The 13901-nt window shown below is 69.9% G+C and carries 12 protein-coding genes and 1 pseudogene; 11 read left to right on the top strand and 2 right to left on the bottom strand.

Annotated elements, in window-relative coordinates:
- Positions 1-77: 77 nt before the first annotated feature.
- The 8 genes and pseudogenes from OHO83_RS07885 to OHO83_RS07925 all read left to right on the top strand — a co-directional run bounded on the left by OHO83_RS07885 (position 78) and on the right by OHO83_RS07925 (position 8223).
- On the top strand, positions 78-836 hold the full coding sequence (locus OHO83_RS07885) for an SDR family oxidoreductase (protein ID WP_432748110.1): 759 nt from the start codon (positions 78-80) through the stop codon (positions 834-836).
- Between the two features lie 233 nt (positions 837-1069).
- Entirely contained in the window at positions 1070-1687 is a 618-nt protein-coding gene (locus tag OHO83_RS07890; protein ID WP_330278974.1) for a VOC family protein, read from the top strand.
- 694 nt (positions 1688-2381) lie between these two features.
- The gene (locus tag OHO83_RS07895) at positions 2382-3113 is read left to right on the top strand and encodes a FadR/GntR family transcriptional regulator (protein ID WP_266677476.1); all 732 of its coding nucleotides are present in this window, start codon (positions 2382-2384) and stop codon (positions 3111-3113) included.
- On the top strand, positions 3110-4576 hold the full coding sequence (locus OHO83_RS07900; RefSeq protein WP_266677474.1) for an amino acid permease: 1467 nt from the start codon (positions 3110-3112) through the stop codon (positions 4574-4576). The genes OHO83_RS07895 and OHO83_RS07900 overlap by 4 nt, the downstream gene beginning before the upstream one ends.
- A gap of 32 nt (positions 4577-4608) precedes the next feature.
- Positions 4609-5664, top strand: a complete 1056-nt coding sequence (locus OHO83_RS07905; RefSeq protein ID WP_329432670.1) for an asparaginase — start codon at positions 4609-4611, stop codon at positions 5662-5664.
- Positions 5665-5700: 36 nt separating this feature from the next.
- Complete coding sequence (gene aspA, locus OHO83_RS07910; RefSeq protein WP_266677470.1) at positions 5701-7119, top strand: aspartate ammonia-lyase; 1419 nt, start codon at positions 5701-5703, stop codon at positions 7117-7119.
- A gap of 74 nt (positions 7120-7193) precedes the next feature.
- Positions 7194-7352, top strand: a pseudogene (gene aspA / locus OHO83_RS07915) (aspartate ammonia-lyase); the annotation flags it as partial.
- A gap of 589 nt (positions 7353-7941) precedes the next feature.
- Positions 7942-8223 carry a hypothetical protein gene (locus OHO83_RS07925; RefSeq protein ID WP_266677468.1) on the top strand — a complete coding sequence of 94 codons (282 nt, stop codon included), beginning with the start codon at positions 7942-7944 and terminating at the stop codon, positions 8221-8223.
- 238 nt (positions 8224-8461) lie between these two features.
- Here OHO83_RS07925 and OHO83_RS07930 read toward each other — a convergent pair whose 3' ends face one another.
- Positions 8462-8746 (bottom strand): hypothetical protein, encoded by a 285-nt coding sequence (locus tag OHO83_RS07930; RefSeq protein WP_330278975.1) that lies wholly within the window; start codon positions 8744-8746, stop codon positions 8462-8464.
- Positions 8747-8994: 248 nt separating this feature from the next.
- On the opposite strand from OHO83_RS07930, the gene OHO83_RS07935 reads away from it, so the two are divergent.
- The 3 genes from OHO83_RS07935 to OHO83_RS07945 are packed head-to-tail and all read left to right on the top strand — an operon-like array spanning position 8995 to position 11210.
- Complete coding sequence (locus OHO83_RS07935) at positions 8995-9453, top strand: MarR family winged helix-turn-helix transcriptional regulator (protein ID WP_405634144.1); 459 nt, start codon at positions 8995-8997, stop codon at positions 9451-9453.
- Positions 9450-10883: an MFS transporter gene (locus tag OHO83_RS07940; RefSeq protein ID WP_329432674.1), complete on the top strand. Its 1434-nt coding sequence runs from the start codon at positions 9450-9452 to the stop codon at positions 10881-10883. The genes OHO83_RS07935 and OHO83_RS07940 overlap by 4 nt, the downstream gene beginning before the upstream one ends.
- 33 nt (positions 10884-10916) lie before the next feature.
- Positions 10917-11210 carry a DUF1330 domain-containing protein gene (locus OHO83_RS07945; protein ID WP_060897481.1) on the top strand — a complete coding sequence of 98 codons (294 nt, stop codon included), beginning with the start codon at positions 10917-10919 and terminating at the stop codon, positions 11208-11210.
- Between the two features lie 391 nt (positions 11211-11601).
- Here the strand turns inward: OHO83_RS07945 and OHO83_RS07950 are convergent, their stop codons facing one another.
- On the bottom strand, positions 11602-13665 hold the full coding sequence (locus OHO83_RS07950) for a SpoIIE family protein phosphatase (RefSeq protein ID WP_330278976.1): 2064 nt from the start codon (positions 13663-13665) through the stop codon (positions 11602-11604).
- Between the last annotated feature and the right edge of the window lie 236 nt (positions 13666-13901).

The following is a 13901-nucleotide window of genomic DNA, read 5'->3' on the forward strand; positions in this document are numbered from 1 at the left end:
GCCCGGAGGAAGCGGAGGCGATCATCCGGGGCGCGCGGAGGGACGTACGGAACCCCTGTTCTGAAGGTGGTGGCCCTGTGAATGGGACCGATGGAGGAGCCGGTACAGCGCACGGGGGGCTGGCCGGGCAGACGGTCGTGGTCGTGGGAGGAAGCGCGGGCATTGGTCTGGAGACCGCGCGACAGGTGCGTGCAGCCGACGGTGAGCTGGTGCTCGTGGCGCGCAATGCCGAACGCCTCAAACGGGCGGCGGACGAATTGAACCCCCTGAGCACGGCCGCGTTCGACGCCCAGGACACCGACCGCCTGGAGCGCTTTCTCGGAGAGCTGCCCGGGCAGGTCGACCATGTGATGGTCACGGCCGGCAGCCCGTCGTACACCCCCCTCGACGACCTCGATCTGGCCGAGGCCGGGCGTGACTTCGGCGGGCGTATCGCGATGATGCTGGCGGTGGCGCGGGCCGGCCGGGGCAAGGTCAGGGCCGGGGGAACACTGCTGTTCATCGGTGGCACCGGCGGCCGGCGCCCCGCGCCCGGGATGGCCGTGATGGGCGCCCTCACCGCGGCGCTGCCGGCACTGACCGCCAACCTGGCACTGGAGGTCGCTCCGGTCCGGGTCAACCTGATCGCGGCCGGATTCGTGGACACGCCACTGTCGGCCTCACTCCTTGGCGACCAACTCGAGTCACGGCGGGAGGAGTTGAGGAAGTTGCTGCCCATTGGCCGGGTGGTCGGACCGGCGGATGTCGCCGCCCTCGCGGTGCACATCATGGTCAACGGCGCCCTCACCGGTGCCACGTACGACATCGACGGCGGCCAACAACTCGTCGCACACTGACCGCTTTGCCCTCGGTCGGCCGTGGACCGCGCGGACTGCCGCAGGCAGCACCACCTCGTGCGGCGCGTCACGTGATCCGCCGCCCGCGAAGTGGACGAGCGTCCACCTGCGGCCTGATCGAACGCTCGCCGGAACACGGCACAGCCGGAGGGCTTAAGGGCGTCGCCACGCCGGGTGTGGACACAGGGGCTCGCAACGAACCGGGATCCCCTTCGAGACAGGAGGCGCAAGCCATGGACATGAAACTCGAGATCGTCGTAGTGCCGGTGTCCGACGTCGACCGAGCCAAGGACTTCTATACGGCGCTGGGCTGGAGACTCGACGCGGACATAGCCCCCGACGAGGATTTCCGGGTGGTGCAGGTGACACCGCCGGGTTCCCCGGCGTCGGTCATCTTCGGCACATCCGTCACCGATCGGGCCCCGGGCTCGGCTCAAGGTCTGTACTTGGTCGTCGACGACATCGAGGCGGCCCACGAGGAGCTGATGCGGGGCGGCGCCGACCCGAGCGATGTGTTTCACGACGCCGGCGGCGTCTTCCACCACGCCGGCGATGACACCCGGGTGCCCGGCCCTGATCCACAACGCGGCAGCTATGGCTCCTTCCTCTCGTTCAGCGACCCGGACGGCAACGGCTGGTTCCTGCAGGAGATCACCACACGGCTTCCGGGACGGCTGGACCCCGCGACCACATCGTTCGCCTCGGCCGAGGACCTGGCGAGCGCCCTACGGCGGACCGCAGCGGCTCACGGCGAGCACGAGACGCGCATCGGCGCGGAGGACCCGAACTGGCCGGACTGGTACGCGCGATACCTGGTGAGCGAGCAGGCCGGGACGGAACCGCCGTCGTGAGTGGACGGATGCGCGGTACTCGGCCTGACAAGACGCCGCAGGGTGTCGGCGGCGCCGACGCGGTCTCCTTTCATTCGTGGCCGTCGGGGCAGCCGGCGTAGCCGTTGATGCCCTCGGCGGGAGTGTCCAGGCCGACGCTGCGAGGCGGTCGCCTCCACCGTCTGGGAGATCCTCCAGGAGGATGGGATCGACCCAGCGCCGGAACGCGCTTCCAGAGCAACTGGGCGAATCTCCCGCGCTCCCAGGCCGATGCCCTGCCAGCGTGCGACTACCTGGAGACGGTCACGTTGTCCGCGGCACGCCTGCACGAGTTCGCGCGGTGATCGAGCATGCCAACCGGGCGGATCCAGATCCTCGGCGCCACCGCGCACCCGAGCGCCTCCGGGCGACGCAGACAGCCAAAAATCTCGCCATGGACCTCGAAAACGCCGACTGCCGACCACGGTTCCTGGTCCGGGACGCAGCAGCAACCCCTGCGCAGACGGAACATCCGTGCAGACATGACCGGTCGAAGCAGCCTTGAGATGCGTTTCCATCCCCGGCTGAAGCCTGGGATACCCACACAGAGAATGGATGAGGACCGCTGTCCGAGAACTTCGGGGCACCTCAGCGAGGCGGCGTGCGGGGCCCGGACGCGGCCTCTCACGTCAACCACCCTTGACAGCCCCCTCCCGTTCCCCGCAGGATCACCTCCGTGAACCTGTCAGACAGCCAGACAGGTGGCTCGGTGCCGCGGCGCGTCAGCGCCATGGAAGCGGTACTCACCCACCTCCGCAGCGCCATCGAGCGCGGCGAGTACGCCATCGGCGACAAGCTCCCCTCCGAGGCGGAGCTCTGCCGCCGCCTCGAAGTCAGCCGCCCGGTGCTCCGCGAAGCTTTGCGCGCCCTGCAGGTGATGGGACTGACCGTGTCCCGTACCGGCAAGGGCACCTTCGTCGTGGCCAACGCCGTCGAGGACCCCACCTTCGGCGACTACGCGGCCAGCGACCTGCTCGAGGTGCGCCGGCACGTCGAGATCCCGGTCGCCGGGTATGCGGCGACGCGGCGGACCCCGGAGAACCTCGACCACCTCGCCCATCTCATGGAACGGATGGAGCGGGAGACCGACACCACGGCGTGGGTCGCGATGGACACGATCTTCCACATTGCCGTGGCCGAGGCCTCTCAGAACCCGGTCTTCCGCCGGGTCATCGAGGAGATCCGGGACGCGCTGGCCCGCCAGTCGGCCTTCCTGAACGAGCTCGGCGACCGCCGTGAGCAGTCCAACCGCGAGCACCGCGCCATCGTCGAGGCGCTGGTCGACGGGAGCGAGCACGACGCGGTGGAGGCCATGGCCCACCACCTCGACCGCGTCGAAACCACCCTCACCTCCATCGTGCGCCCCGAGCGCCCGGACTCACCCACAGAAGGCGGACCCCAGGCGTGAGCGAACGATCCCTTCAAGAAGACGCGATACAAGAGGCCCGGACGACCCCGGCGGCAGGCCCTGCCAAACACGTCGACGCCGGAGACGCGGGCTACAGCAAGTCCCTGAAGTCCCGGCACGTCAACATGATCGCCATCGGCGGCGCCATCGGCACCGGCCTCTTCCTGGGCGCGGGCGGCCGTCTCGCCGATGCGGGCCCTTCCCTCTTCGTCGCCTATGCGGTCTGCGGCGTCTTCGCCTTCCTCGTCGTGCGGGCGCTGGGCGAACTCGTCCTGTACCGGCCGTCCTCCGGTGCCTTCGTCTCGTACGCCCGTGAGTTCCTCGGCGAGAAGGGCGCCTACGTCGCCGGCTGGATGTACTTCCTCAACTGGGCCACCACCGGTATCGCCGACATCACCGCTGTCGCCCTCTACACCCATTACTGGGGCATGTTCTCCGACATTCCGCAGTGGGTGATCGCGCTCATCGCTCTCGCCGTCGTACTCACCGTGAACCTCATCTCGGTGAAGATGTTCGGCGAACTGGAATTCTGGTTCGCGATCATCAAGGTCAGCGCTCTCGTGGTCTTCATGCTGATCGGCATCTTCCTGCTGGTCACGCAGCACCCCGTGGACGGCCACCACCCCGGCCCGTCCCTGATCACCGACAACGGCGGCATCTTCCCGAGCGGCCTGCTGCCGATGCTGCTGATCATCCAGGGCGTCGTCTTCGCCTACGCCTCCGTCGAACTGGTCGGCGTCGCCGCGGGCGAGACCGAGAACCCCGAGAAGATCATGCCGAAGGCGATCAACTCGATCATGTGGCGCGTCGGTCTCTTCTACGTCGGCTCCGTGGTCCTGCTGTCCATGCTGCTGCCCTGGACCTCCTACAGCGCCGCCCAGAGCCCCTTCGTCACCGTGCTGTCCCACATCGGCATCCCCGCAGCAGGCGGCGTCATGAACCTCGTAGTCCTCACCGCGGCCATGTCGTCCCTCAACTCCGGTCTGTACTCCACCGGCCGCATCCTGCGTTCCATGGCGGTGTCCGGCTCGGCCCCGAGGTTCACCGGCGTGATGAGCCGCAGCCAGGTCCCCTACGGCGGCATCCTGCTCACCAGCGGCATCTGCGTCCTCGGTGTCGGCCTCAACTTCGTCGTCCCCGCCGACGCGTTCGAGATCGTGCTGAACTTCGCGGCGATCGGCATCCTCTCCACCTGGGGCATGATCATGCTCTGCCACCTGCTGTTCTGGCGGAAGACCCAGAACGGCGAGCTGTCCCGGCCGGGCTACCGGCTGCCCGGCTCGCCCTGGACCGAGATCGTCACCATCGGCTTCCTCGTCTCCGTGCTCGTGCTGATGTACGCCGACGGGGGCGCGGGACGTACCACCGTGCTGTGCCTGCCACTGATCGTCGCGGCTCTCGTCGCCGGCTGGTACGGGGTGCGCCGCCGGGTCGCCGCCGTGCGCGTCGGAACAGACCGGTGAACCCCGCCGTGAATCAAGCAGTGAACCAAGCAATGAATCAGGTAGTGAACCAAGCAGTGAAGTACGGCAGTTCGGTGGCCGAGGCTCCCGCGATACGCGAACCTCTCCACGCCCCGGTCGCCCAGCTCGTGCGCGGCGGGGTCATCGAGGGCATCCACTACGGCTCGGTCGTCGTCCTGGCCGCCGACGGCAACGTGGACCTCCAGATCGGCGACATCGAGGCCGCCTTCTACCCCCGTTCGGCACTCAAGCCGCTGCAGGCCGTGGCCATGGTGCGCGCCGGACTGCCGCTGGACGGCGAGCTGCTGTCGCTGACCGCGGCCAGCCACTCCGGCGAGGACCGGCACCTCGCCGGCACCCGGCGCATCCTGGAGCTGGCCGCACTGCCCGAGGACGCCCTGCGCAACGTCCCGGACCTGCCCTTCGACCCGGTGGTCCGGGAGGCCTGGGTACGCGAGGGGCGCCTCCCCTCCCGGCTCGCGCAGAACTGCTCCGGCAAGCACGCGGCGATGCTGATGACCGCGCAGCTCAACGGTTGGTCGCTCGACGACTACCTGGACCCGGCGCACCCCCTGCAGCAGGCCATCGCCGAGAGCGTCGAGCATCTCACCGGCCAGGCGATCGCCCAGGTGACCGTCGACGGCTGCGGCGCGCCCCTCTTCTCCATCTCACTGCACGGGCTGGCACGCGCCGCCGCCCGGATCACCACCGCGGCCCCGGGCACGCCCGAGGCACAGGTGGCCGACGCGATGCGCGAGCACGCCGAGATGGCCTCCGGCTCGGGCCGCGACGTCGGCGCGCTGATGCGCGCCGTGCCGGGGCTCCTCACCAAGGACGGCTTCGAAGGCGTCCAGGTCGCGGCCCTGCCGGACGGCCGTGCCGTCGCCGTGAAGATCGCCGACGGCGCCGACCGGGCGCGCGTCCCGGTGACCGCCGCCGCCCTGGCCCGCTGCGGCATCGATCCGTCCGTGCTCGCCGAGTTCGCGGGCGCACCGCTCCTCGGCGGCGGGGCGGTGGTCGGCAGTATCCGGCCGACCCGCGCCCTGAACCCGCTCGCGGCTGCCACGCCGTACGGCACCTGCGCCTGACTCACCCGCTCACAGCTGAAGGAAGACCCGCACCGCATGACCACCGCAGCCTCCCACCGCAGCGAACACGACCTGCTCGGCGACCGCGACGTCCCCGCCGAGGCGTACTGGGGCGTCCACACCCTGCGCGCCACGGAGAACTTCCCCATCACGGGCACACCGATCTCCGCCTACCCTCACCTGATCGACGCCCTCGCCGCCGTGAAGGAAGCCGCCGCCCGCGCCAACGAGGAACTCGGCCTGCTCGACCCGGCCAAGGCAGCGGCCATCGTCGAGGCATGCCGGGAGATCCGCGATGGCAAACTGCACGACCAGTTCGTCGTCGACGTCATCCAGGGCGGCGCCGGCACCTCGACGAACATGAACGCCAACGAGGTCATTGCCAACCGGGCGTTGGAACTGCTGGGCCATGAGAAGGGCCGATACGAGTTCCTGCACCCCAATGAAGACGTCAATCTGAGCCAGTCAACCAACGACGTCTATCCGACCGCAGTGAAGATAGCGACCGTGTTCGCGGTGCGCGGGTTGCTCAAGGCGATGGCTGTACTGCAGGACGCCTTCGCCGGCAAGGCCGTCGAGTTCCGCGACGTGCTCAAGATGGGCCGTACACAGTTGCAGGACGCGGTACCCATGACGCTCGGTCAAGAGTTCTCTGCTTTTGCCGTCATGATTGGTGAGGATCGCAGCCGTCTTGACGAGGCCGTCGAGTTGATCCATGAAATCAACCTGGGTGCCACGGCGATCGGCACCGGACTCAACGCCCCCGCCGGATATGCCGAGTCCGCCCGCCGCCACCTCGCCGACATCACCGGGCTGCCCCTGGTGACGGCGGCCAACCTGGTCGAGGCGACCCAGGACTGTGGTGCCTTCGTCCAGATGTCGGGCGTACTCAAGCGGATCGCGGTCAAGCTCTCCAAGAGCTGCAACGACCTGCGGCTGCTGTCCTCCGGGCCGCGCGCGGGCCTCAACGAGATCAACCTGCCGCCGGTGCAGGCAGGCTCGAGCATCATGCCCGGCAAGGTCAACCCGGTCATTCCCGAGGTCGTCAACCAGGTCGCCTTCGAGGTGATCGGCAACGACGTCACCATCACCATGGCGGCCGAGGCGGGACAGCTCCAGCTCAACGCGTTCGAACCGATCATCCTGCACTCCCTCTCCGAGAGCATCACGCATCTGCGCAACGCCTGCCTGACCCTCGCCGAGCGCTGCGTCTCCGGGATCACCGCCAACACGGAGGAACTGCGCGCCGCGGTCGAGAACTCCATCGGCCTGGTGACCGCTCTCAACCCGCACATCGGCTACACGGCCGCCACCGACATCGCCAAGGAGGCCCTCGCCAGCGGCCGAGGCGTGGCCGAACTCGTCCTGGAGAAGGGCCTGCTGCCCGCCGAGAGGCTCGAAGCGCTGCTGCGGCCCGAAGTGCTCGCCGGTACCGGCGGCCCGCAGGGCAGCTGAGCCGACGAGCACCAGGACCGGCAGGACGGCAGAACGGTGATCCTGTCCCCCTCGACGACCTTCCAGCCGGTCCTGGAGCGCATCGCGCCACCGACATCGCCAAGGAGGCCCTCGCCAGCGGCCGAGGCGTGGCCGAACTCGTCCTGGAGAAGGGCCTGCTGCCCGCCGAGAGGCTCGAAGCGCTGCTGCGGCCCGAAGTGCTCGCCGGCACCGGCAGCCCGCAGGGCAGCTGAGCCGACGAGCACCAGGACCGGCAGGACGGCAGAACGGTGATCCAGTCCCCCTCGACGACCTTCCAGCCGGTCCTGGAGCGCATCGCCACCGAGACGCACAGACGCCCTGCCGTTCGTGGCCCGCCGACTGCATCCCGGCGCTCACCACCTGCGCCCCGCGCAGCTTCGGCATGGCCGTCGCCGCGCTCGACGGCCCGGCGTACGGGGTGGGGGCAGTGGCGGGCTGGTCATTGCTCCTCGCCCACCGGCGAGGCTGCCGACACCTTCCGGTGGGCGCCTCTGGTTGCTCTGACGGTGGCTGTGCGAGGGATGAAAACGCCGTCGTTGAGCAGGGCAGTCAAGGGCAAGGTGCGCAGCGTCGGCCGCCTTGCGGGCCACTTCGGCGGCCGGCCCCGCAGTCACGCAATCCACCAGGGGAATCGAGCCCCACACGCCGCGTTCTCGGGCGCGCTGCGGCCGCCGCGTCGCACGGCCAACGAGGTCCGAACGGAGCTCGAAGTGACCGGACTCGAATCGGCGCCAGATCCGCGCAGCGGTCCAGCTGGCCGCGGGCAGGCGGGGCCGCGGTGCGGCCGCCTATCGTAGAGACATGGGCGAAGTCCTCATCGTGTACGAGCTCGACAAGGCAGTGACCACGCGTGACTCCCCGCGCGTACCGCGTGGCACCGACCGGGCCGTCCGCCGGGTGCACGCTGCGCCAGCCGCCCCGGGGACACCCACCGCGACGGGACCACGAACCCTCTGCGGCAAAGACACCTTCGCCATGGAGACGCCCAGTTGGAAGCCCTCTGAACACTCTGAGGGGCCGTGGTATCCCGAGGAGTACGCGTCCGCGGTGTGCCCCGACTGCGATGCCGTGATGGAGACCTGACCGGCGGGCCGACTGCCCTGACGTCGCTGCGTCCCCGGAGAGAATTCCACTGCCGTCGCCACGGCCATGTGCTCATGCGACCCCGCTCTGACCACGTCGACACCCCCTTGAAGGTGCCGACAAACCGCTCCTCCTCCCCGGGTGCCGCACCGGAACATTTCAAGGCTCCCGCGCGGCTGAGCGGCTCCGCGAACGTGCCTGTCGAGGTCCTGACGGATACAGCTCTGGTCGCCTCCACTCACGCGCTGCCCCACCACCACATCGGCGTCGCTTCCCCCATCACGCGCTCAGCATGACAACCCGGGCCGGGGTGCTGGTCACTGGCACCAGGCGTTGCAGGACGCCCATAGCGCTCCGCCCACTCGGCGGTATCCAGCTCGTCCAGCACCTCCGGCGCGTGGTGGGCCATGGCCTCCAAGACGGCGCGGACCGCCTCGGTCACCAGTTCCAGGCGGGTCAGCTCCCGTGCGGCGGACAGGATGTGGGTGGAGTCGGTGCGCTGGGTGCCGCGGCTCTTGAGCAAGCCGGCCCGCCGGATCCGGGTGAGCGCGAGGGCCGGCAGCCGGTCGGCGCGGTCGCCCTCGGCGAGCCGGTCGCGGAAGTCGGACAGGACGCTGTGGTGGCAGCCGGGTCTTCCAGCTCCAGGCCGAGGACGTAGTTGAAGTCGATGCGGCAGCGCACCGCGACGTCACCGGCTCCCAGCGGTCGAGGCCGCCCGCGCCAGTCGACCATTTCCATAAACTATGAATATAAAATTGCTATGCTTCGAGCATGAGTCGTCAAGACACCGCTCCTGGCGCGTCCGCCGCCATCGGGGCAGCCCTCTACGGCCTGGCCACCAGGGCCGCGAGACGCCTGCCCCGGGACATGAGCCTGACGTCCGCCGCCACCCTGGCCACCCTGGACCGGACCGGACCGCGGCGCATCACCGATCTGGCCGCAGTCGAGGGCGTCACCCAGCCCGCGATGACCGCCCTGGTCCGGGTGATGGAGAAGTCCGGCCTGGTCGAGCGGCGGGGCAACTCGTCCGACAAGCGGGTCACACTGGTGTGCCTGACCGAGGCCGGCGCCTCCTATGTCCGGACGCGGCACCAGGCGGGCGTCCACGCGTTCGAGCGGTTGATCGGCGGGCTCACCGGCGACGAGGTCGAGGCGCTGGTGGCAGCCCTTCCGGCGCTGAAGCATCTGGCAGAGCTCGAAAGCCAGGACCGCGAAGGCCCGAAGCAGTGACCGGGCAGCCGGTCGGCGGGGTCTCGGCGAAGGCGTTCCCGGTGGCACGTTCCGAGGCGCGGCTGCTGGTCCCCGCCCTGATGTTCATCGCTCTGGTCGTGGCGGCGGTCGCCAGCCTCGGGACGCCACTCATCACCAGCGTGGCGACCTCGTTCCACGTCTCGCTCGGCAGCGCGCAGTGGACGCTGACCGTCGCGCTGCTCAGCGGCGCCGTCGCCACGCCGGTCCTGGGCCGGCTCGGAGCCGGCCCGCACCGGCGGGCCACGATCCTCGCCACGCTGGCGGTCGTCGTCGCCGGCAGCGCGCTCACCGTTCTGCCGCTGCCGTTCGCGTGGCTGCTGGCCGGCAGGGCGGCCCAGGGCGTCGGGCTCGGGCTGACGGCGCTGATGATGGGCGTGGCCCGGGACCACCTCCCCGAGGAGCGCAGCGCGGCCGTGATCGCCCTGATCTCGGTGGTCTCGATCATCGGGGCCGGCGTCGGCTACCCGCTGACCGCACTGCTCGCCGAGCTCGGCGGGGTACGGGCCGCCTACGGCCTCGGCCTGGTCGTCACCGCCGCCGCCCTCCTGACCGCTTGGCGCTCCATGCCCGAAGCCCCCACAGGCCGCTCCGCCCACGTGGACGTGACAGGCGCGGTCGTCCTGGCCGCTGCGCTGCTCCTGGTGCTGTTCCTCGCCGGCGAACGGAATCTGTGGAGCCGGCACCTCGCCGTGGCGGCGGGCCTCGCCGTCGTCGCGGTGGTGCTGCTCTGCGTCTGGGCCGTCATCGAGCTGCGCAGCACGACGCCCCTGGTCGATGTGCGGGCGGTGCGGCACCCGGCGGTCGCCGGGGCGAACCTCGCCATGTTCGTCGGCGGGATCGGCATGTACCTCCTGCTCACGCTCATCACCCGGTACGCGCAGACGCCGCGCGGCGCCGGATACGGCTTCGGGCTGACGACCTTCGTCTCCGGGCTGGTCCTCATCCCGTTCTCGGTGCTGGGGTTCGTCGCCGGCAAGCTCACGCCGCGGGTCCGGACGCGGATCACCGGCCCCCTGCTCCTGGCCGGCAGCGCCGTCGTGGTCGGCGGCGGGTTCGCCCTGTTCGCGGCGGCCCGGTCGGACCTGGCCGAACTGTTCACGGCGATGGGCGTGCTCGGCGTCGGCGTCGGCGGCTTCTCGGCCGCGATGCCCGGCGTCATCCTGGCCGTCACCCCCAAGAGCGAGACGTCGAGCGCCATGAGCTTCAACTATGTCGTCCGCAGCGTCGGGTACTCCCTGGGCAGCGCCATCGGCGGCCTGATCCTCGCCGCGGGCACCGGCCCCGGCCACCTCTTCCCCGACGACGGCGCCTACACCACCGCGGCGCTGGTCGGCATCGGCGCCATGGCGATCACGACGCTGACAAGCCTCGCTCTCGCCCGCCGACGCTCGTCCGAGACCAACCCGTAAGTCAGGTGCACTCATCCCCACACTGGAGGTTCCATGCCCAAGGGCTACTGGGTCAGCGTCTACCGCACCATTTCAGACCCTGAGAAGCTGGCTGCTTACAACAAGCTGGCCGCTCCGGCCGTCAAGGCCGGGGGCGGCCGGACCTTCGTCCGTGGCGGTCGGGTCGTGGCGCATGACGCCGGTATCGCCGAGCGCACCGTTCTGATCGAGTTCGACAGCTTCGAGCAGGCCGTCGCGGCGCACGAGAGTGCGGCCTACCAGGAGGCGCTGGTCGCCCTCTCCGACGGCGTCGAGCGCGACTTCCGCATCGTCGAAGGCATCGACTGACCGCGGTCCAGTCGGATCTTCACTGAAGGCTCTCTGCGGCGCAGCCCGAACCCCACGACGAACGACAATGCGAAGAGCCCACCGAGAACCATCGCCGCGACCGGGTGGTAGGCGAAGCACGCGACGCCGGTCCCGAGCAGGATCGGCAGGAGCAAGCCGCGCAGCACCGTCCAGAACCTGATCCGTTCCGGCCCCGACGGCTGCACGCGGTCATGCCACACCTCTAGGTGGTTCCTGGTCGAACAATGCTCAGTTCGCCTGACGCCATCACACCACCGACACCTCGCTACTTGTGTGGTGATCCGTAAGGAACGGCCCAGCGGTGGACCGACAGGAGCCTCGCGAAGCGCTGTGCCTGTGCGGCTCCGCGCGCGGCCATCGAGCCATACGCCTACAGAGCCCGGGTGACGAGCAGGGCGACGTCGTCGTGGTCGTCGGGGTGGCGCAGGCCGTGCAGCAGGAGGTCGCAGGTTTCTTCGAGGGGTCGATCGGGGGTGTCGAGGAAGCTGAGGAGGAAGTTCAGGCGGTCGTCTATGGAGTGGTGCCGGGTTTCGACGAGGCCGTCGGTGTAGAGGACGAAGAGGTCGTCGGTGCTGAGCTCGACGGTGGTGGTCTCGAAGGGGATGCCGCCGACACCGAGGGGGGCTCCGGGGGGCAGGTCGAGCAGTGCGGGGGTGCGGCCCGGGCGGGCCAGGGCGGGCGGCATGTGTCCCGCGTTGGCGATGTGGCACTCCTTTGTGTGGGGGTCGTACACGGCGTAGATGCAGGTGACGATGTAGTGCTCCAGGTCGCAGGTGATCTTGTCCAGGTGCTGGAGCAGGACGCCCGGGGCGAGGTCGAGTTCCGCGTAGGCGCAGGTGGCGGTGCGCAGTCGGCCCATGGTGGCCGCGGCGTCGATGCCGTTGCCCATGACGTCGCCGATGACCAGGGCGGTCCTGTCGCCGGTCAGGGGAATGATGTCGTACCAGTCGCCGCCGACCTCGCTGGTGGCCTGGGCGGGTTGGTAGCGGGAGGCGATTTTCAGGCCGGTGTGGTGCGGTGGGTGGTCGGGCAGCAGGCTGCGCTGGAGGGTGAGGGCGGTGTTGCGCACGCTCTGGAACCAGCGGGCGTTGTCGATGGCCACGGCGGCGCGGCCGGCCAGCTCAGTGGCGAGGGTGACGTCGTCCTGCTCGAAGGGGCGCGGGTTGCGGGTGCGCTTGAGGTCGAGGGCGCCGAGCACCTCGCCGTGGGCGATCAAGGGCACCGCGAGGTAGGAATGGACGCCGGCGCGGGCCAGAAGCGAGGTGGCCTCGGCGTTACGGGCGATGCGCGGCAGATCGTGGTCGCCGACATGGCTCACCAGGACCGGCCGACCGGTGTGGACGCACAGGGTGACCAGGCGGTCACTGTCGTAGGCCGCGAGGTCACCGGGCGGGTCGGCGGCGCGCAGTGCCACGGTGGGGTGGGCCGCCTTGAGTGCAAGGGCGCGGAAGAGCTCCGGGCCGTCGCCGTGTCTGCGTGCGCGGCAGGCCAGGGCGGAGTCCAGGATGTCCACGGCGACCACGTCGGCGAGTTCGGGGGTGGCGATGTCGGCCAGTTCCTGGGCGGTCTGCTCCACCTCCAAGGTGGTGCCCACGCGGGTGGAGGCGTCGGCGATGAGGGCCAGGCGTCGTCGGGCCTGGTCGGCCTGGGCAGCCACTCGGTGCCGCTCGGTGACGTCGACGACCGAGGTGGCCGCTCCCAGGACCCGCCCGCCGGGGTCCTCCAGCCGGTAGAAGGAGAGGGACCAGGCGTGCTCGTGGTCGGGGTCGGCCGGGGGACGGCCCACGTGGTACTGGTCGAGCAGCGGGGTGCCGGTGGCGAGCACCTGACGCAGCGCGGACTCGATGGTGTCGACGTCGGGAAAGGGCAGGGTCTCTCTCAGACCTCGGCCGATGTGGTCTTCGGCGGGGATGCCGTCGATACGCTCCAGAGCCGGGTTGACCAGGAGATAGTGCAGGGCGGGGTCCATGAGGGCGATGCCGATCGGTGACTGGCTGATCAACCGCTCGCACAGCGCCAGGTCGGTCTCGACGCGCTGGAGCAGGTTGTGGTCGGCTGCGATGCCCAGAGCGTGAACACTTCCGAGATCGTCCACCAGCCGCATGTTCCGGAACTCCGTCAGCCGGATGCTGCCGTCCTTGTGACGGATGGGGAAGGTGCCGGCCCAGCTCCGGCCGGTTTCCAGCACCTCCGCGAACAGGCGCGTGACGGCCTGCAGGTGCTCGGGATGGATGAACAGCCGTGCCGCGTACTTGCCGAGGGCCTCTTCCGAGGTGTAGCCGAAGAGTTCCTCGGCCTGTGGGGTCCAGAACACGAGGCGCCCGTCGGCGTCGACGACCAACGCGGCCACGCTCAGCAGGTCCAGCAGTCCAGTCGGCCGAGGCGGCTCGGGACCGTGCTCGTCACCGTTGGACGGGAAGGGTTCGGCTGCCATCCCAGACCTCCTTGACCAGCCGGTAGGCCGTGCCCACCCGCGTCGGCACCCTCGCGCGCTCGGGGTACCGACCACCTGCACTTCCATGTTGCCCCCGTGCCAGCGCCTTGCCCAATGCGTGGTGCTCGCCGGCGGCGCAGGGCCGCGGCCCGCTCGGCCACCCTCCCGCCGGCATGGTGCACATCGGGCGGATTGACATGCTCCTCAGGCTGAAGCCCGAGGATTCTGGCCGTCCC

Origin of the sequence: Streptomyces sp. NBC_00569 (assembly GCF_036345255.1) — a bacterium.
Lineage (GTDB): Bacteria > Actinomycetota > Actinomycetes > Streptomycetales > Streptomycetaceae > Streptomyces.